At 46.4% G+C, this 19,035-nt stretch carries 13 protein-coding genes, 1 pseudogene and 1 other annotated feature; of the genes and pseudogenes, 8 read left to right on the top strand and 6 right to left on the bottom strand.

Annotated elements, in window-relative coordinates; all coding sequences use genetic code 11:
• Window positions 1-60: 60 nt before the first annotated feature.
• The gene (gene dbpA / locus YWE_RS0115500) at window positions 61-1,485 is read right to left on the bottom strand and encodes an ATP-dependent RNA helicase DbpA (protein ID WP_051323375.1); all 1,425 of its coding nucleotides are present in this window, start codon (window positions 1,483-1,485) and stop codon (window positions 61-63) included.
• A 259-nt stretch (window positions 1,486-1,744) separates the two neighbouring features.
• Window positions 1,745-1,847 (top strand) — a sequence feature (Trp leader region).
• A gap of 58 nt (window positions 1,848-1,905) precedes the next feature.
• Between dbpA and YWE_RS0115490 the strand changes: the two genes are divergently transcribed.
• The 6 genes from YWE_RS0115490 to trpA all read left to right on the top strand — a co-directional run bounded on the left by YWE_RS0115490 (window position 1,906) and on the right by trpA (window position 8,504).
• Window positions 1,906-3,468, top strand: coding sequence for an anthranilate synthase component 1 (locus tag YWE_RS0115490; protein WP_029095361.1), 1,563 nt, complete (start codon window positions 1,906-1,908; stop codon window positions 3,466-3,468).
• On the top strand, window positions 3,468-4,052 hold the full coding sequence (locus YWE_RS0115485; RefSeq protein WP_029095360.1) for a glutamine amidotransferase-related protein: 585 nt from the start codon (window positions 3,468-3,470) through the stop codon (window positions 4,050-4,052). Before YWE_RS0115490 ends, YWE_RS0115485 begins: the two co-directional genes overlap by 1 nt.
• A 10-nt stretch (window positions 4,053-4,062) precedes the next feature.
• Window positions 4,063-5,061, top strand: a complete 999-nt coding sequence (gene trpD / locus YWE_RS0115480) for an anthranilate phosphoribosyltransferase (RefSeq protein WP_029095359.1) — start codon at window positions 4,063-4,065, stop codon at window positions 5,059-5,061.
• A gap of 3 nt (window positions 5,062-5,064) precedes the next feature.
• A complete protein-coding gene (gene trpCF, locus YWE_RS0115475) occupies window positions 5,065-6,426 on the top strand; it encodes a bifunctional indole-3-glycerol-phosphate synthase TrpC/phosphoribosylanthranilate isomerase TrpF (protein ID WP_029095358.1) in 1,362 nt (453 codons plus the stop codon).
• Window positions 6,427-6,507: 81 nt separating this feature from the next.
• Window positions 6,508-7,698, top strand: a complete 1,191-nt coding sequence (gene trpB, locus YWE_RS0115470) for a tryptophan synthase subunit beta (protein ID WP_029095357.1) — start codon at window positions 6,508-6,510, stop codon at window positions 7,696-7,698.
• Window positions 7,698-8,504 carry a tryptophan synthase subunit alpha gene (trpA, locus tag YWE_RS0115465; RefSeq protein ID WP_029095356.1) on the top strand — a complete coding sequence of 269 codons (807 nt, stop codon included), beginning with the start codon at window positions 7,698-7,700 and terminating at the stop codon, window positions 8,502-8,504. Before trpB ends, trpA begins: the two co-directional genes overlap by 1 nt.
• Window positions 8,505-8,994: 490 nt before the next feature.
• On the opposite strand, the gene phoR is transcribed toward trpA, so the two are convergent.
• Together phoR and phoB are read right to left on the bottom strand one after the other, a co-directional pair.
• On the bottom strand, window positions 8,995-10,284 hold the full coding sequence (gene phoR, locus YWE_RS0115460) for a phosphate regulon sensor histidine kinase PhoR (RefSeq protein WP_029095355.1): 1,290 nt from the start codon (window positions 10,282-10,284) through the stop codon (window positions 8,995-8,997).
• A gap of 24 nt (window positions 10,285-10,308) precedes the next feature.
• On the bottom strand, window positions 10,309-10,998 hold the full coding sequence (gene phoB / locus YWE_RS0115455; RefSeq protein ID WP_029095354.1) for a phosphate regulon transcriptional regulator PhoB: 690 nt from the start codon (window positions 10,996-10,998) through the stop codon (window positions 10,309-10,311).
• A 371-nt stretch (window positions 10,999-11,369) separates the two neighbouring features.
• Here phoB and sbcD point away from each other — a divergent pair, with 371 nt between their 5' ends.
• On the top strand, window positions 11,370-12,641 hold the full coding sequence (gene sbcD, locus YWE_RS0115450) for an exonuclease subunit SbcD (protein WP_029095353.1): 1,272 nt from the start codon (window positions 11,370-11,372) through the stop codon (window positions 12,639-12,641).
• Window positions 12,638-16,333, top strand: coding sequence for an AAA family ATPase (locus YWE_RS0115445; protein ID WP_029095352.1), 3,696 nt, complete (start codon window positions 12,638-12,640; stop codon window positions 16,331-16,333). Before sbcD ends, YWE_RS0115445 begins: the two co-directional genes overlap by 4 nt.
• A gap of 107 nt (window positions 16,334-16,440) precedes the next feature.
• Here the strand turns inward: YWE_RS0115445 and YWE_RS31975 are convergent, their stop codons facing one another.
• The 3 genes and pseudogenes from YWE_RS31975 to YWE_RS0115430 all read right to left on the bottom strand — a co-directional run.
• Complete coding sequence (locus tag YWE_RS31975; RefSeq protein ID WP_428829273.1) at window positions 16,441-16,614, bottom strand: transposase-like zinc-binding domain-containing protein; 174 nt, start codon at window positions 16,612-16,614, stop codon at window positions 16,441-16,443.
• A gap of 466 nt (window positions 16,615-17,080) precedes the next feature.
• Complete coding sequence (locus YWE_RS27500; protein WP_051323374.1) at window positions 17,081-17,722, bottom strand: helix-turn-helix domain-containing protein; 642 nt, start codon at window positions 17,720-17,722, stop codon at window positions 17,081-17,083.
• 1,068 nt (window positions 17,723-18,790) lie between these two features.
• A pseudogene (locus YWE_RS0115430) lies at window positions 18,791-19,035 on the bottom strand (IS4 family transposase); the annotation flags it as partial.

Here is a 19,035-nt window from a genome sequence, read left to right as displayed (position 1 = left end):
ACGGGATTCGATATCTTAGGCCGATAACATTTAGCAATGCTTCACTGAATCAGAGAGGCGTTATTTAATTAACCAAACGCGGTAATTTTTACCTTTGATTTTACCGTTACGTAAACGCTCAAGGGCGGTTTTCGCACTTTTACGACGAATAGCGACGTAAGCCTGAGTATCAAACAGCGCAATCTTACCGACTTCCGCGGCGGTCAATCCAGCATCCCCCGTCAGGGCACCTAAAATATCACCAGGTCGCATTTTAGCTTTACGGCCACCATCAATATTTAAAGTTAGCATATCGGAAACGATGGTAGTGACTTCAACGTTAGCCATAGATTTCGGATCTTTCCAGACCGGAGGTTCTGACAGGTAATCTTCAATCGCGTGAGCCCGCTGTAATTCATTTACGGTACAGAAGCTGATTGCCATCCCTTCCAACCCTGCCCGGCCAGTACGGCCAATGCGGTGAACATATACTTCAGGATCAAAAGGCAGTTCGAAGTTAATCACTAAAGGCAGCTCTTTAATATCTAAGCCACGGGCGGCCACATCGGTAGCGACCAAAATTCGACAGCTTTGGTTAGCAAACTGAACCAGTACGCGTTCGCGGTCCCTCTGCTCCAGATCGCCATGCAAAGCCAGTACGCTGTTACCCGCTTGACTCAACGTATCGGCGATCTCCTGACAGTCACGCTTAGTATTAGAGAAAATAACGCAGGACATCGGCTGGTAATGTGACAATAACTTTTGCAGCAGGCTAATGCGCTCGTTTTTACTCACTTCAAAAAACTGCTGTTCTATATGAACCCGATCGTCAGCCGTTTCAACGCTGATGCGTTCAGGAGAGCGCTGGACTCTCGCACTCATTTTTTCAATATCAGCAGGGTAAGTCGCGGAAAAAAGTAGCGTCTGGCGGCTTTCCTGCGTTTGGCTGATAATATCATTCACTTCATCAGAGAATCCCATATCCAGCATTCTGTCAGCTTCGTCCAGCACAAGAATACTGAGGTCATTCAGCGTCAAATTGCCTTTACGTAAATGATCCTGAATACGCCCAGGCGTACCAACAATAATATGAGCCGGATGAGCAAGAGAATCGACCTGTAACCCCATAGGCTGGCCGCCGCACAGCGTCAGAACTTTAATATTCTGCGTGAAGCGCGCAAGGCGGCGAATCTCTTTACTGACCTGATCGGCTAATTCCCGCGTCGGACACAGAATCAAAGCCTGAGTGCGAAACACATTAACCTGAATAGCGGCCAAAACGCCGATACCAAACGCAGCAGTCTTACCGCTACCGGTTTTAGCCTGAGCAACAACGTCTTTACCCTGCAAAATAAATGGCAATGACGCTGACTGGATCGGCGTCATTTGTGCATAACCTAGTTCATTCAGATTAGCGATTTGTTCTTCAGGTAACGGTAAATTAGCAAATGATAATGTTGTGCTCACGGGCGGGCTCTTTAGCAGAAAATGAATAGGCTGACGCATTGCGCCAAACGAGTTTTGAATAATACCAGATTTCCCCTGTACCAACGCGGATTAGTTTCAGCTTTACCCGCATTTATCCCCTTTAATTCTCAGGTTTCACTTTATATTTAAATTTTCTAAGATTTTTAAATTTTTCATGTCAAAACAGTTGACACCAATCCATTAAACTAGTTTACTAGTACGTAGATGCAACAAGCATGTGATTAGATTAATGCTCAACAAATAAGGTTATATCATGATGACTACAAAAATCGTTTTAATCAGTTGGTGGCGACTTCTCCCTTAGCGGGCGGTCTACTTGCACCAATTTGTCATCTGATAAAGCAAATAGCCAAAAGCCCGCACCCAGCGGGCTTTTTAATGCATGAAATTCATGCTGATAAAGAAACAGTAATATTGATAAGAATGGCGTAAATACACATGCAAACAGTAAAACCAACATTGCAGCTATTAACCGCAGAAACGCCTTACCGCAACGATCCTACGGCGATATTTTCTCAACTCTGCCACAATCGCCCTGCGACGCTGCTGCTTGAATCAGCAGAAGTCGACAGCAAGCAAAACTTAAAAAGTTTACTGGTTATTGACAGCGCACTGCGTATTTCCGCTGAAGGTCGTCAAGTGACCTTACGTGCGTTAACGCCAAACGGTAATTCATTGTTATCCCTGTTAGATAACCAATTACCTGCCGGCGTAGAAAACCATATTTCTGACCAACAGCGGCGGCTGGTTTATCCAACCATTGATTCCATGCAGGACGAAGATGCCCGCCTGAAATCAACCTCAGTATTTGACTCCCTGCGCCAATTGCTGGCGCTGGTAACGACTCCGGCAGACCAAAGTAATGCGATGCTGCTAGGTGGTCTGTTTGCCTATGACCTGGTTGCCGGCTTCGAAGATTTACCTGAATTAGCCAGTGACAGGCGCTGTCCTGACTTCTGTTTCTATCTGGCAGAGACATTATTAACCCTCGATCACCAGAATGGCATTTCCCGCTTACAGGCCAGCCTGTTTACACCGGATGATGCAGAACAACTGCGTTTACAACAGCGCTTAGCCGAGCTCCAGCATCAGTTAAGCTGCCCGGCATCGACCATCACCGCCCCGGTATTAGAAAACATGGCGCTTAACTGCGATCGCAGTGATGAAGAATATGGCAGGATTGTTCGTGAATTACAGCAGGCTATTCACCAAGGTGATATTTTTCAGGTTGTTCCTTCACGCCGTTTCACTTTGCCTTGCCCTTCACCGCTGGCAGCCTACCAAACGCTAAAAGAGAATAATCCAAGCCCTTATATGTTCTTTATGCAGGATGAAGCCTTCTCACTGTTTGGCGCATCGCCAGAGAGCGCACTGAAATATTCGGCTGATAACCGCCAAATCGAAATTTATCCTATCGCCGGAACTCGCCCGCGCGGACGCCATGCTGACGGCTCGTTAGATAAAGATTTAGATAGTCGCTTTGAACTTGATATGCGTACCGACCATAAAGAGCTGGCAGAACACATTATGCTGGTTGACCTGGCGCGCAACGATCTGGCCCGTATCTGTGAAGCCGGTAGTCGCTACGTTGCAGACCTGACTAAAGTAGACCGCTACTCTTTCGTTATGCATCTGGTTTCGCGCGTTGTCGGTACATTGAGAAGCGATCTTGATGCTCTCCATGCCTATCAGGCCTGTATGAATATGGGCACCCTCAGCGGAGCGCCTAAAGTCAAAGCCATGCAGCTAATTGCCCAGTATGAAGGCGTTCGTCGTGGTAGCTATGGCGGCGCCGTGGGTTACTTCACCGCTCATGGTGATTTAGATACCTGTATTGTTATCCGCTCCGCTTACGTTGAAGACGGCATCGCAACTATTCAGGCCGGTGCCGGCGTGGTCTTAGATTCTAATCCACAGGCAGAAGCCGATGAAACCCGCAATAAGGCCAGAGCCGTATTGCGGGCTATTGCTACTGCTCATCAGGCAAGGGAGATTTTCTGATGGCTGATATTCTACTGCTCGATAACATCGACTCCTTTACCTACAACCTGGTTGACCAACTGCGGGCCAGCGGACATAGCGTCACAGTTTATCGTAATACTCTGCCCGCAGAGCTAATCATTCGGCAGATTGAAGGCATGAATAAGCCCGTTCTGATGTTATCTCCGGGTCCGGGAAAACCGTCGGATGCAGGCTGTATGCCTGAACTTCTCACTACCCTATTAGGCAAATTACCGATTATCGGTATCTGTCTGGGTCACCAAGCCATTGTACAAGCCTATGGCGGAAATGTAGGTCAGGCCGGCGAAATCCTGCACGGAAAATCGTCGCCTATCACCCATGACGGATTAGGCATGTTTGAAGGTCTGCCATCACCTTTACCGGTTGCCCGCTACCATTCTCTGGTTGGTACCGACGTTCCGGCAGAGCTAACGGTTAACGCTCATTACAACCAAATGGTCATGGCCGTTCGCCACGATCGTCACCGCGTTTGCGGTTTTCAATTTCACCCGGAATCAATTTTGACTACTCAGGGCGCTCGGTTATTAAACCAGACATTGTCCTGGGCTTTGGCGGACCAATAAGGAATATATGATGCAATCGATTCTTAATAAATTATACCGTGCCGAATCATTGACTCAGCAGGAAAGCCAGACACTCTTCAGCAGCATTGCTCGCGGAGAGTTAGAGCCATCACAACTGGCTGCAGTGCTTATCAGCATGAAAGTGCGCGGAGAAACACCGGATGAAATCGCCGGAGCCGCAGCCGCATTTCTAGCTGATGCTCAGCCATTCCCGCGCCCTGAATATGATTTTGCTGATATTGTCGGTACCGGCGGAGACGGAACTAACAGTATCAATATTTCAACGGCCAGCGCTTTTGTCGCGGCCAGCTGTGGCATCAGCATCGCTAAACACGGTAACCGTAGCGTATCCAGCCGTTCAGGTTCATCTGACCTGCTGGCCGCCATGGGCATCAAATTAGATATGCCGGCAGAGCTTTCGCGTAAAGCGCTGGATGATTTAGGCGTTTGTTTCCTGTTTGCACCGCAATATCACACCGGATTCCGCCATGCGATGCCGGTACGCCAGCAGCTAAAAACACGCACGCTGTTTAACGTACTCGGCCCGCTGATTAATCCTGCTCGACCAAAGAAAGCGCTGATTGGCGTATACAGTCCTGAATTGGTTCGCCCGATAGCTGAAACCCTCAAAGTATTAGGCTATCAGCAAGCTGCCGTTGTTCACGGCGGCGGAATGGATGAAGTTGCTATCCATGCTCCGACTAAAGTGGCTGAACTGCGCGATGGTAAAATTGAATGTTATGAATTAACCAATAAAGATTTTGGTTTACAGCAACATTCACTGTCAGAACTTGAGGGCGGTTCGCCAGAAGAAAATCGTGACATTCTGTCGCGCCTGTTACAAGGTAAAGGCGAGCGGGCTCACGCTTCAGCGGTGGCAGCAAACGTGGCTTTACTGCTAAGACTATTCGGACAAGACGATCTGCGAATTAACGCCCAGCAGGCAATGGAAGTCATTCACAGCGGTGTCGCTTTTGATAGAGTAACGGCCTTGGCCGCAAGAGGATAAATGATGCAAGAAACCGTGTTAACGCGCATTGTTCGTGACAAACAAGTTTGGGTCACCGAGCGCAAGCAAAAACAGCCGCTGGAAAGCTTCCAACATAAAGTCGTTGCCAGTGAGCGCAGTTTTTATCAGGCACTGACCAGTGATAAAGCGGTATTTATTCTGGAATGCAAAAAAGCCTCGCCGTCAAAAGGATTGATTCGTCAAAATTTTGATCCTCGGGCTATTGCTGAAAGCTATCGTGACTTTGCCGCTGTGATTTCGGTATTGACCGATGAGAAATATTTTCAGGGTAACTTTGACTATTTAACGCTGGTCAGCAATCAGGTTCATCAGCCGGTACTGTGCAAAGATTTTATTATTGAGCCTTATCAGATTTATCTGGCCCGTTTCTACCATGCCGATGCGGTATTACTGATGTTATCGGTATTAAATGATGATGAATACATCGCTCTGGCTGAAGTGGCCCATTCGCTCAATATGGGCGTTCTGACTGAGGTTAGTAACGAAAGTGAACTGGAGCGGGCTATCGCCCTTCAGGCTCGCGTTGTTGGCATCAATAATCGCGATTTGCGGGATCTATCCATTGACCTTAATCGTACCCGCGCAATGGCACCTCGCCTGGCTGAGTCTACGATTGTGATCAGCGAGTCGGGTATTCACAGTTACAACCAAATTCGCGAACTAAGCCAATATGCTAACGGCTTCCTGATCGGCAGTGCCCTGATGTCTGAGCCTGATTTGGATCTTGCCGTTCGCCGGGTAACATTGGGTGATAATAAAGTCTGTGGCCTGACTCAGCCCGAAGACGCCGCAGTCGCCTATCGTGCCGGCGCAGTTTATGGTGGATTAATCTTTGTCGGCAAGTCGCCGCGTTATATTGACTTAGTTCAGGCCCAAAAAGTAATTGCCGGAGCTCCGCTGCGCTGGGTCGGGGTATTCAGCAATGCCCGCCGTGAGACCATTTGCCTGACGGCCGAAAAACTCCACCTGTCGGTTGTTCAACTGCACGGCAATGAAGATGCGGCCTATATTGCCGATCTTCGGGCTCATTTACCCAAAAGCTGCCAAATATGGAAAGCTCAGCGCATTGAGAATCAGCTACCGGAACTTAATGACACCAACGTTGATCGCTATTTATTAGACAACGGTGCCGGCGGCACCGGCCAAGCCTTCGACTGGCAAGTAATCAAAGATAAGCCGGTTGATAACCTGATGCTGGCCGGCGGATTGAACCCCGTCAATGTCGGGGTGGCAGCAGACTTAGGTTGTAGAGGTCTCGATTTTAACTCCGGCGTTGAAACGGCGCCCGGAATAAAAGACATAACCAAAATTAATGCCGTATTCAGCACATTACGTAACTATTAACTTAAAACTAATAACGACCTCTTAGTCCGCCAAACTGCATCAGGATTAAGAGGATAATATTGAAAGACAAGGGAATATAACATGACATTACTCAACCCCTATTTTGGTGAATTTGGTGGAATGTATGTACCACAAATTCTAATGCCTGCACTGAATCAGCTTGAAGAAGCCTTTGTCAGTGCCCAGCGAGATCCTTCCTTCCACCGCGAGTTTCAGGACTTACTGGTAAACTACGCAGGTCGACCTACGCCGCTAACGCTATGTCGTAACCTGACGGCCGGGACCAAAACTAAACTCTATCTTAAGCGTGAAGACCTGCTTCACGGTGGCGCACATAAAACCAATCAGGTTCTGGGTCAGGCGCTACTGGCTAAACGCATGGGAAAAACGGAAATCATCGCAGAAACCGGTGCCGGTCAGCACGGCGTAGCCTCGGCATTGGCATGTGCTCTGTTAGGGCTAAAATGCCGTATCTATATGGGTGCCAAAGATATCCAGCGCCAGTCACCAAACGTGTTCAGAATGCGCCTGATGGGAGCGGAAGTCATCGCCGTTCATAGCGGGTCATCCACGCTGAAAGATGCTTGTAATGAAGCGCTGCGCGACTGGTCTGCCAACTATGATAAAGCACATTATATGTTAGGCACCGCCGCTGGCCCGCATCCGTTCCCGACGATCGTACGTGAGTTTCAACGTATGATTGGCGAAGAAACCAAGTCTCAAATGAAAGAGCGCGAGGATTGCCTGCCGGATGCGGTTATTGCCTGCATTGGCGGTGGCTCAAATGCCATTGGCATGTTTGCTGATTTTATCGAAGAGCAGTCTGTCAGACTGATTGGCGTTGAGCCAGCCGGATTAGGCATTGAAAGCGGTCAGCACGGTGCGCCGCTGAAACACGGTCGGGTTGGTATCTATTTCGGCATGAAGTCGCCAATGATGCAAACCAGCGAAGGACAAATTGAAGAGTCTTACTCAATCTCCGCCGGTCTGGACTTCCCGTCAGTCGGGCCTCAGCACGCACACTTAAACAGTATTGGCCGTGCAGAATACGTTTCAATTACCGATGATGAAGCACTGGATGCATTCCAGCTATTATCTCGCAGAGAAGGCATTATCCCGGCGCTGGAATCATCTCATGCACTGGCCTATGCCCTAAAAATGATTGCCGCAGAACCGGAAAAAGAACAGATCCTTGTGGTTAATCTGTCAGGCCGCGGTGATAAAGACATTTTTACAGTTCACGATATTTTAAAAGAGCGGGGAGAAATCTAATGGATCGTTATCAACAGCTGTTTAAACGCCTTGAATCCAATAACGAAGGCGCTTTTGTTCCTTTTGTTACCTTAGGCGATCCGAACCCTGAACTCTCACTGCAAATTATCGATGCGCTGGTTGCTGGTGGTGCCGATGCGCTGGAGATTGGCATTCCATTCTCTGACCCGCTGGCAGACGGCCCGACCATTCAGGCGGCAACACTGCGCGCATTTGAAGCAGGAGTGACGCCGTCACTTTGTTTTGACTTGCTGGCAAAAATCCGTGAGAAACATCCGCAAATCCCTATCGGACTGTTGATGTATGCCAATCTGGTATTCTCCCGCGGTATTGATGAGTTTTACGCCCTGTGCGCCAAAGTGGGTGTCGATTCAGTGTTAATTGCCGACGTTCCCCTTGAAGAGTCAGCCCCTTACCGCCTTGCCGCTCAGCGCTACAATATTTCGCCAATCTTTATCTGCCCGCCAAATGCTGATGATGACTTGATTCGCCAAATAGCCTCCCACGGCCGCGGCTATACCTACCTGCTCTCCCGGGCGGGCGTAACCGGTGCAGAAAACCGTGCGGTTCAGTCACTGGAACACTTAGTCACCAAACTCCGTGACTATAACGCCGCACCGGCAATTCAGGGTTTTGGTATCTCTGATCCATCACAAGTTAAAGCGACATTAGACAGCGGTGCTGCCGGTGCAATTTCCGGTTCAGCTATTGTTAAAATTATCGAGCAAGGTTATCAGCAACCGAAAATTATGCTTGAAAAGTTGACTGAGTTTGTACGCAATATGAAGGCTGCGACTAAGAAATAAAATGGCCAGTGGTTGCCGGTAAAAAAACGACCCGTAGATTATCTATGGGTCGTTTTTTTGGTAATGATAAAACAAATTTGTCTTTGTCTTTGTCTTTGTCTTTGTCTTTGCAGTAATGTCGTCATCCCGTTGAAAAACCACTACTGTCCGGGATAAATACAACAATATGTTAGTTTTAAAAGGGTCAAACGCAGGGAGAGCTTTCCGTTGGGGTCGTAGCGGCGAAAGCCGCCGGAGCGCCCGTAGGAAAGGTAGGCCCGGAGCCCATTGAGCTTAAAAACATCGCCCCTCGGCCGCTAGAAAAAAATTATATTTCGACATTCTTTTTGCGGACGAAATTTACGATAAAACTGAATTGAATCATTTTGTCATCAATTGGTTGAAGTGGACTCTATTTATCCCGGATAGCAGTGGTTGAAAAACGGGATGACGTCTATGAGGGACTAAGGCTAACCGCTAACACATGAAAAACGAATAACCTCGAAAACCATCACTTACCAATCACCAACCCTTCCGGCAGTACAAAGCTAAACTCACTGCCCTTGCCCGGCTGGCTGGTAATATTAAGCTGGGTGTCATGGTGATTCAGTGCGTGCTTAACGATCGCCAACCCTAATCCGCTACCACCGGTTTTGCTGGAACGTGAAGCATCAACCCGATAGAAACGTTCAGTAAGATGAGCGATATGCTCTCTGTCGATCCCCTGACCATTATCACTCACGCTAAATAATGCACCTTTTGGCGTCCGTTTCCATACCACATTAATAGTTGCGCCTTCCGCAGTATGGTTAATAGCGTTATAAACCAAGTTAGACATGGCGCTATACAGCTGTTCCTGATTGCCCAGCACCTGAAGATTTGGATCAATATCAAAATGAATTTGTTGTTTACCTTCGCTTAATATCGACGCTTCCCGTGACAGAATGTCCATCTGGGCCGGTACATTTACCGTCTCATTGAGTAAATAACGCGGTGCGGCTTCAATACGAGACAAAATCAGCAACTGATTTACTAACTTGCTCATTCTTTCCGTCTGGCTTTGCATACTGAGCAAGGCTTTTTTCTGAATGTCAGGCTTAGTCTCTTCATCGCCCAGCATTTCAAGATATCCCTGAAGTACGGTTAACGGCGTCTTTAATTCGTGGCTAACGTTGGTGAAAAACTTACGACGCACCTCTTCCAACTGGCGAACCTGTGAAACGTCTCTGGCGGAGATCAACATCAGACCTTCATCGTAAGGGATGACCCGAAATTCAATATAACTACCGTTGTTAAACTGTAGCGTTAATGGCTCATTAAAAATTTTCTTATTAAAAAAGGCGGCGAACTGAGGATAACGAATAAGATTAAGCACCTGTTGACCATGATCTTCCGGCCAGCGGAACCCGAGCATTTGTTGTGCCAGACGATTACACCAGAAAATATTGCCGCTTTCAGTACTGAGCACCACCGCATCGGGTAACGACTCAGCACCGCTGCGAAAGCGTTTAATTAACGATGCCAACTCGCGACGACGCTGACGGTTACGCTGTTGCATCTGATAAAGGCCGTAAAACAGCGGTTCCCAGCTGCCGCGTCCGTCGGGTGGCATGATACTGCGATCAAGCCATAGCCAATGTGAAAGCTTAAGTAAGTTATAAAAATGCCACAGCAGCGCACAAAACACCGATATCAACAGTAACAGCGTCAAATGTCCGATGAAAAAACTTAATATCACCGCCGGCAGGCAGAATAACAATAACTCTGCGACTATTCGTTTCCATGATAAGCGTTCTAACACAAGGGAATTCCTAAGTTTTAGCGCTTAAAAACGCGTTGAAAAGCGATAACCAGAACCTCTGACCGTCTGCAGCATTTTATCATATCCGCTGCCTTCCAGCGTTTTACGCAATCGTCGGATAAATACGTCTACCGTCCGGTCCTCAACATAAACGTTGGTTCCCCAAACCTGATTAAGCAACTGCTCCCGACTATAAACGCGCTCCGGGTGACTCATAAAGAAATGCAGCAATTTATATTCAGTCGGGCCCATATCTAACGGGGCATCATTTGCCATAACCCGATGAGAGGAAGGATCCAAAACCAGTCCGTTAAAACTCAAAGACTCATGTTCTGTTACCGGAGAGCTACGGCGTAGCACCGCTTTGATGCGCGCAATAAGTTCTTTAGGCGAAAACGGCTTAGTCACATAATCATCAGCGCCGGATTCTAAACCGCTAACTCGATCGTCTTCTTCGCTGCGTGCCGTCAACATCACGACCGGAATATCACGAGTCAAATCATGTCGTTTAATATTTTTAATAAACTGAATGCCTGAACCGCCGGGCAGCATCCAGTCCAGCAAGATAAGATCGGGGAATGGCTCAGCTAACAGCGTTTGCGCTGAATGAATATCAGCGGCCTCAACGACATCAAAACCATTTTGTTCAAGTACAAGAGAAATCATTTCCCGGATAGGTGCTTCATCCTCAACCACCAATATACGTTTCATCATGCGGGCTCAGTTTTACCTGTACGTTTCGGAATGTTTATCGGTACAGCGACCTAAATCGTTACCGACGCGATTACCGCTGTCTCATTATAGTTCACGCACATTATGCGACAGATATATGACACTTTTATTACGTTATCAATTTTTTATACCCATCATACTTCAAGCTGCATCTTTGTTGAATTCGCTCACCCGAATCACTTACTTAAGTAAACGTATCGGAACTTGATCCCTTGCCGCCGCCATGCAGCTCGACTTATTTTGGCTATAGCGCAATTGAAAAACTAAGTTGATTGGTCCTGACAGGCTTACCTGAGTATAATTCTTTTTCAGGCAACTCGAAATGAGTCTGTCTTCCCTGACAGAGAGGAATCATGCGCATTATCCACACCTCCGACTGGCATCTTGGTCAATACTTTTTCACCAAAAGCCGGGCCGCGGAGCATCAGGCTTTTCTTAGCTGGCTGACCGGCCAGGTTGAACAATATCAGGTTGATGCCATTATCGTTGCCGGGGATATTTTTGATACGACTTCGCCTCCCAGCTATGCGCGCGAGCTGTATAACCAGTTTATTGTCAGATTACAAAAGACCGGCTGCCAGCTCGTTATTTTGGGCGGTAACCATGATTCAGTCGCTACCTTGAATGAGTCCCGAGAGCTTCTGAGTTATTTAAATACCCAAGTTATCGCCAGCGTATTAGAGCAGCCGCAGCAGCAAGTTATTGTATTGAATAACCGCCAGGGCGACGCCGCGGCCATACTCTGTGCGATTCCGTTTATTCGCACACGTGACGTTGTCACCAGTCAGGCGGGGCAATCTTCCGGCGAGAAACACCTTGCGCTACAACAGGCTATTGCCGATCACTACCAACAAATTTACCAACTGGCGCTAAATAAGCGACAGGAATACGCCCAACCTATTCCTATTATCGCCACCGGTCATCTGACGACCGTGGGTGCATCCACTACCGATTCAGTCAGGGATATCTATATTGGCACTTTAGATGCCTTCCCGGCGCAGGCTTTTCCCCCTGCCGACTACATTGCACTCGGCCATATTCACCGCCCGCAAATCGTCGCAAAGTCAGAACATATTCGTTATTCAGGCTCTCCGATTGCCCTGAGCTTTGATGAAGCCGGGCAACAGAAAAGCGTAGTCTTGGTTGAGTTTCAACAGGCTAATCTGCAATCTATCACCCTGCTGACCGTACCCGAATTTCAGCCTATGCGGCTGATTAAAGGTGATATTGCTCAGATAGAGGCCGAGCTGGCTGCCTTTAGTGACTATTCGGCAGAAAGACCGATATGGTTGGATATTGAAGTCATTTCCCAACATTACCTCAACGACGTTCAGCGCCATATCCAGCAGTTGGTTGAACCTTTACCGGTTGAAGTGGTGCTATTGCGGCGAAGCAAAGATCTGACCCGCCAGTCAATTCAGCGACAGGCCCGTGAAACGCTATCTGAATTAACGGTTAATGAAGTATTTGAGCGTCGCTTAGCGCTGGATGAGCCACAAACAGATGACCAACAGCAACGACAACAGCGGATAAAACATCTGTTTCTTAATCTGGCAGACAGCTTGACGGATAACCAAAACAAAACCGCACAACAAGATGATAAAACCGGAGGCTTATTAAAATGAGAATTCTTAGTCTTCGTTTAAAAAATATCAACTCGCTGAAAGGCGAATGGAAAATCGATTTTACTCAAGAACCGTTCTGCGATAACGGCCTGTTTGCCATTACCGGTGCCACCGGTGCAGGTAAAACCACCTTACTGGATGCGGTTTGTCTGGCGCTCTACCATAAAACCCCCCGTCTGAACGTTTCGCCAACCCATAATGAACTGATGACCCATCACACGGCAGAGTCACTGGCTGAGGTGGAGTTTGAGGTTAAGGGTACCGGCTACCGGGCATTCTGGAGCCAACGGCGGGCTAAGGGCAGCGCTGATGGCAATTTGCAAACGCCAAAAGTTGAATTAGCCTATTTAAGCGACGGTAAAATTATTACCGACAAAGTCAGAGATAAACTCGATCTGATCGCTCAAATTACCGGTCTGGACTTCAGTCGCTTCACCAAATCGATGATGCTTTCTCAGGGAGAGTTTGCCGCATTTCTCAATGCGGAACCCAACGAGCGGGCCGAACTGTTGGAAGAACTTACCGGTACCGAAATATACGGTTTAGTGTCGGAACGGGTATTTCAGGCACATAAAGAGGCGAAAGCGGAGCTCGACGGACTGTATGCACATCTCGGCGGCGTACAGCTTTTAACGGAAAGCGATAAATCTGCACTGACACAACAGGCTGAACAGCTACTGATTGCAGAAACGGAACTTAGCCAGCAAATAACCCGCCTGCAGGCCGACAAGCAATGGCTAGACAAACGCGCCGAATATACTCAGTTGGTGGAACATCAGCAACAGCAGTTCGTCGCGGCCCAACAGCAGTTACATCTGCAACAAGGTCCGCTGGATAAGCTGCAACAGAGCAAACCGGCGGAAAAACTCCGCCCGGCCTATACGGAACTGCTCAGGTTACGCAAAGAAAACGCGGATATCGCCCGTGAGCTTGAGCAAATCGCAGCCGCTGAAACCACGCTGACTCTGGAAGTTAAAAAGCAGGCAGATGCACATCAGTCCGCTATTCAACAGCGGGATGAGCAATTCAAGATCGATGAGAAAACCGAAACGCTGATAACCAAACAGGTTATTCCTCTAGACCTACAGATTGCTCGCCAACAGCAAGACCTGCATCGCCTGACAACCGAAGGAAATGCTGTTCAGCAACAGCTCAATGCGCAGCGCCAAATCTGCCAACAGTCCGCTAAGCAACGCGCAGAATTAATCGCTAAACAGACCGCGCTGGCCGATTACTTTAACCGTCATCCAACCCATCACGCTTTAGGTGAAAATCTGCCGCTCTGGCAACAACAGCTCACTCAGCTAAGCCAGCAACGCCCGGAAATTCAGGCATTAGAGGACCAAATTCAGCAAAAAAACCTGACGTTGAAACAGCTGACTCAACAGCTTACGCAGGCAAGCGAAAATCAGGCAAAGGCTGATGCTGATATTGGTACTCTTCAGCGAACATTTAGCCAAATAGATAACCAACACTCTCATCGCCTTAACAAGCAAGACTTAGCCGGACTTAAGCGCCAGCGCGATAGCTTTATTTATCACCGGGATGACCATCAAGCTTTAGCCCTGCTATATGAGCGTTATCAGGAGGCCGATAAAAAGCAGCGTTGCCAGTTAAAACAGCAGGCTGAGCTCTCAACCAGCCTTGAACAACTTAATGCTGAGCTGGTGGTTAAGCGTAAACTGTATGTAGACAAGAAGCAGCATCTGACCGACTTAAGAAAACTGTATGAACAAGAAAAGCTTATTGTGCGGTTTGAGCAAGAACGCGCCCTATTACAGCCAGATACCCCCTGTCCGCTCTGTGGTTCATCTCATCATCCTCTGTTAACTGAGTATCAGGCGGTCAAACCTTCACAGACTGAATTACGTTTAAAGCAGCTTGAATCTGAAACTCAACAAATTCACGACCAGGGCACAGATCTGGGCAGCCGAATAAAACTGATTACCGAACAAAATGCTCAGCGACAGCAAGAGATTGAGCTGGGGCAACGTCAGCTGACTCAGCTAACTGAACAATGGTTACAACTCTGCCAGCGGCTGGTACTTGAGCTAGATATTAATGATAACCAGCAGATAGTTAACTATTTTGAGACTTACCGTACTCAAGAGCAGCAGGTTAACCAACAGGTTGTTGAGCTGGAACAGTCGGAACAAAAATGGCTACAGGCTAAAGAACAGCTCGCTAAACGGCAATTAGCTATCACCGAGGCAGCCCAACAGCTAACGCTGTTAAAGCAAAATATCAGCCACCAACAGGCTAATATCCTACAGCTTGAACAAGCGCTTAAAGCTCGTCAGCAAGACCATCAGTCATTAATCTCACGATTAGAGTCTGCACTGGTTCTTCAAGGATTCGCTCTGCCAGAGCCCGAACAGTACCAAAGCTGGCTTAATGACAGAAAACAAGAGTGGAGCCAATGGCAAAAACACTTGGCAGACCAGCGCCTTATTGAACAACAGATTTCAGCGTTGAATGCCGCAGTTGCTGGCGAACAGGCTCGCCTGGATAGCTATCAGGCACAAGAAAAAGAACATCAGGTTCAATACCAGCACGCCAAAGATGAGCTTGAAAAATTAACGTTACAGCGTCACCAATTGTTTGGCGAACAACAGGTTGAACAGGTACAACAGCACATTCAACAACAGCACCGGTTATTGGAACAAAATATAGCCAATAGCCAAATCGTTTGGCAGCAGGCCAATGACCGCTTGAGCGCTTTGAGCGGCCAGCATTCAACCTTAAAGCAGCAATCGCAGGTTAAGCAACTGGCTTTATTAAACGGTGAGAATGACTTTATACAGGCTTTGCAAACGACAACATTCCGTGATGAAACCGACTTCACCCTCGCCCTGCTCTCTGAAGAGCAGCGCCAGCAACTGATTGAGTTAAAAGATCGGCTGAACGCTGCTTTAATTCGGGCTCAAACCCTTCTGGCCGAAGCTCAAAATACTCTGCAACGGCATCTGGCCCATCCGCCGGAAAAACTGTTACCGGATACCCCGACAGATATGTTAGTCCAGCGTCTTAATACCCTGAGTTTAGAGCTCAAGGCTAACGGTATACGTCAGGGGGAAATTCGCCAGCAGCTAGAAAGCGATCGGCTAAATCTGCAAAACCAGCAGGCCTTGATAGAAAAGATTGCTCAGCATCAACAGGAGGTTGACGACCTTGCCTATCTCAATAATCTGATTGGTTCCAGCGACGGGGCTAAATTCCGTAAATTTGCTCAAGGCCTTACGCTGGATCACTTGGTCTATCTGGCCAACGGTCAGTTAACCCGACTTCATGGCCGCTATCTGTTGCAGCGTAAAGAGAGTGAAACCCTCGAACTCCAAGTCGTCGATACCTGGCAGGCCGATAATATTCGTGATACCCGAACCCTGTCGGGCGGTGAAAGTTTTCTGGTCAGTCTGGCACTAGCATTGGCACTGTCTGATTTAGTCAGCCATAAAACCAGTATTGATTCGCTGTTTTTAGATGAAGGCTTCGGCACGCTGGATGCTGAAACCTTAGATATCGCGCTGGATGCTCTAGATAACCTAAATGCCAGCGGTAAAACCATTGGCGTTATCAGCCATATCGACGCCATGAAAGAGCGAATTCCGGTACAGATACAGGTTAAGAAAATTAACGGGCTGGGAGTCAGTAAACTGGATGGGCGCTATAAGGTAAGTTCTGCCGAAAAGTAGAATTAGCCAGGTAAAACAGATCACCACCATGAGATGATTATTTAATCTTACTGATGGTGGTGATCCTGGATGATAAATGACAATATTCCATTATCTACTTCTTTTTACTAATTACTCTTGGCCAATTCTTGCGAGTTTTCTACATAGCAACGATAGATATATCGTTTTTGAAAAGTTTTATGACAATGCAGGCATATATAACGCTGTATTTTTGAACGAGCCATCCCGTGTTTTCGAACGTCATCGTTACCACAATGAAGACAAATCGGCTTTATATTCATAACACTCACTCTGTTTGATAATTGAAAATAAAATAACCTCAGCGAAGGTGAATAACATCAACCTTAACTGCATGAAAACAAATCATGTTTTATCATCCCATTATTATATTTATTTAAATAAAACATACAATGAGTTGAACCATCACCCCAACCTACAAAATAATTATTAATATCCAAAATTAGACACTAAATTAATGGTTTATTCCCTTTATGTTAATTATTCAATCAGCTATTGCTGAAGAAAAATATATCAGTTATTCATTTAATATAAATATCAAAAATAAAAGGCCGTTTTTTATTATCCAAAAATGTATAGAAAAAAATTTAACAAACGTCAACTGACGGCTCACTAACCCATGAAATTATTTAATAACAGATGGATAAAATCAATACCCTCCCTATTAAATCTATTTTTCATGGTTAGGTGTATCGATAGACTCTCCATCGTTATGTGATATACGACAGCCTAAATATATTGAGAATGCTGATCACCTTTAAAAACAGATTCTGTATCCATATCCACTAGCTTCCCTCTGCTAATCGCAATGTAATTAGAATCAACTAACTCATGAATAACCTTATGCACAGCGCTGCGTGATATATGATTTCTGGATAGAATAAAACTGTACACAGACGTTTTACTCCTTTCCTCAACCGGCATCCCCCAGATATAACCAAGGTGTTGCACCACGATCTCATTAACGCTCTTTTTCGACGTCATCTGTTCTCTGTGGTAATAAAGATTCGAAATATACCCCAAGATATCAGAAGAAAACTTCCACAATCCTTTGTTATCAAAAAGTTTTTCAGCATTACCTTTATCAATCCCCCAAACTATGCTCTCTTCCTCACAGCGCAGATAATGATAGCGGTACTGATTTCTCAGCTGCGTTAAGCCGAAAACAAAAGGAGATTCAACGCTGATAGTCAATACGTTATCGCTTAGCCTAAAAATGGATATCGTCCCAGCCTCAAGATAATAGATAGCATCCTTAAAAGAGTTAAAGTCAAGGCGCTGATTTTTCTTTAAATGAAGAGAAAAGGAGTCTGACGAAGACATGACTTCCTCGCCAATGTTTTTTATCGACTCTATTGGTTTTGCGATCATATCTCACCGATTCTTTGGAGTTAATTTATTCATTAATCACTTAAAACGCACACAAAAAAGCCACATAGTCTAAACGATGTAATATTTATTAATATTGTGAAATTTTTTGATATATATAATCTATTGGTTAATATTTTGAAATGGTTTATTACCCCTTCATATTTAAGCACTCAAATTACTTTAAACCCATATCTAATCATGATGTATTTATTATATTCCAATTGCGTTGCTACACAACAAAATCATTAGCCAAAAATCGGTTATCAAAAGCATTCAATGTCCATTATTAGATACTTGAGCTCCCCTTAGTGGCTAACAATTATTCTTTATAACAAAAATAATGAATTTATTTGTTACGGTGACATCGTTTCATCATTTATTTTTTACATGCTAATTACAATTACCGCTAACTCTTTACTTTATCTGGTTGATTTATATCCCGCCAGGTGAAAAATAAATTTTTACTATTATCTAAAAATAGACATATAAAAAATTATTCAAACTTAATCCTTGATACTTGAGTTAGCGTTTCTTTACTAAGAAACCTGTCAACCTACGTAGACTTCACCCTCTTTTTATCTTCTACCGATAACCCGATTAATCTTTATATTGCTCGAGAAACAACGATTACAGCGGCGCAATAACAACGCCCGAATATTAAAATCGTCAGTTCATTGGCAAACGAGGCCCACTCCTTAGGCTAAGAGTTAACTTGTGAGCGAAAACCTGGATCCCCGTTTTCACGAGAATAACGAGAGTGGTCACCCGTTGAAAGCAGGGTCCAGTCCTTAAGCCGAGAGTTAGCCTGTGAGTAAAAACCTATATCCCCGTTTTCATGGGGATGACGAGAGTGGTCACCCGTTGAAAACGGGGTCCAGTCCTTAAGCCGAGAGTTAGCCTGTGAGTAAAAACCTGGATCCCCGTTTTCACGGGGATGACGAGAGTGATCATCCGTTGAAACTAGGGCCCAGTCCTTAAGCCGAGAGTTAGCCTGTGAGTAAAAACCTGGATCCCCGTTTTCACGCGGATGACGAGAGTCGTCACCCCGTTGAAAAACCTGTCTCTTGATCAGATCTCCTGATCAAGAGACTTCGCCAGCCTGTAGCCTTCAACTATATCCTGAAGTTTGAACCNCCCCTCCCATATCACTATCCAGCCAGCCCGTCCCGTGCGTTTGCTATCATGCCAGTGACCCATTTTAGCCAACGACAGATACGCCCATTTCAGGTTCGGTGCCTTTTTCGGCAACTCTTTTCCTTCCTGTTTGACCCACAGTAACTTCCATTCGATTGGACTCAACACCTGCTCACACG

The organism is Budvicia aquatica DSM 5075 = ATCC 35567 (assembly GCF_000427805.1).
Lineage (GTDB): Bacteria > Pseudomonadota > Gammaproteobacteria > Enterobacterales > Enterobacteriaceae > Budvicia > Budvicia aquatica.
The sequence above is the reverse complement of the archived record's forward strand: the minus strand, read 5'-3'. Positions and strand labels throughout refer to the sequence as shown.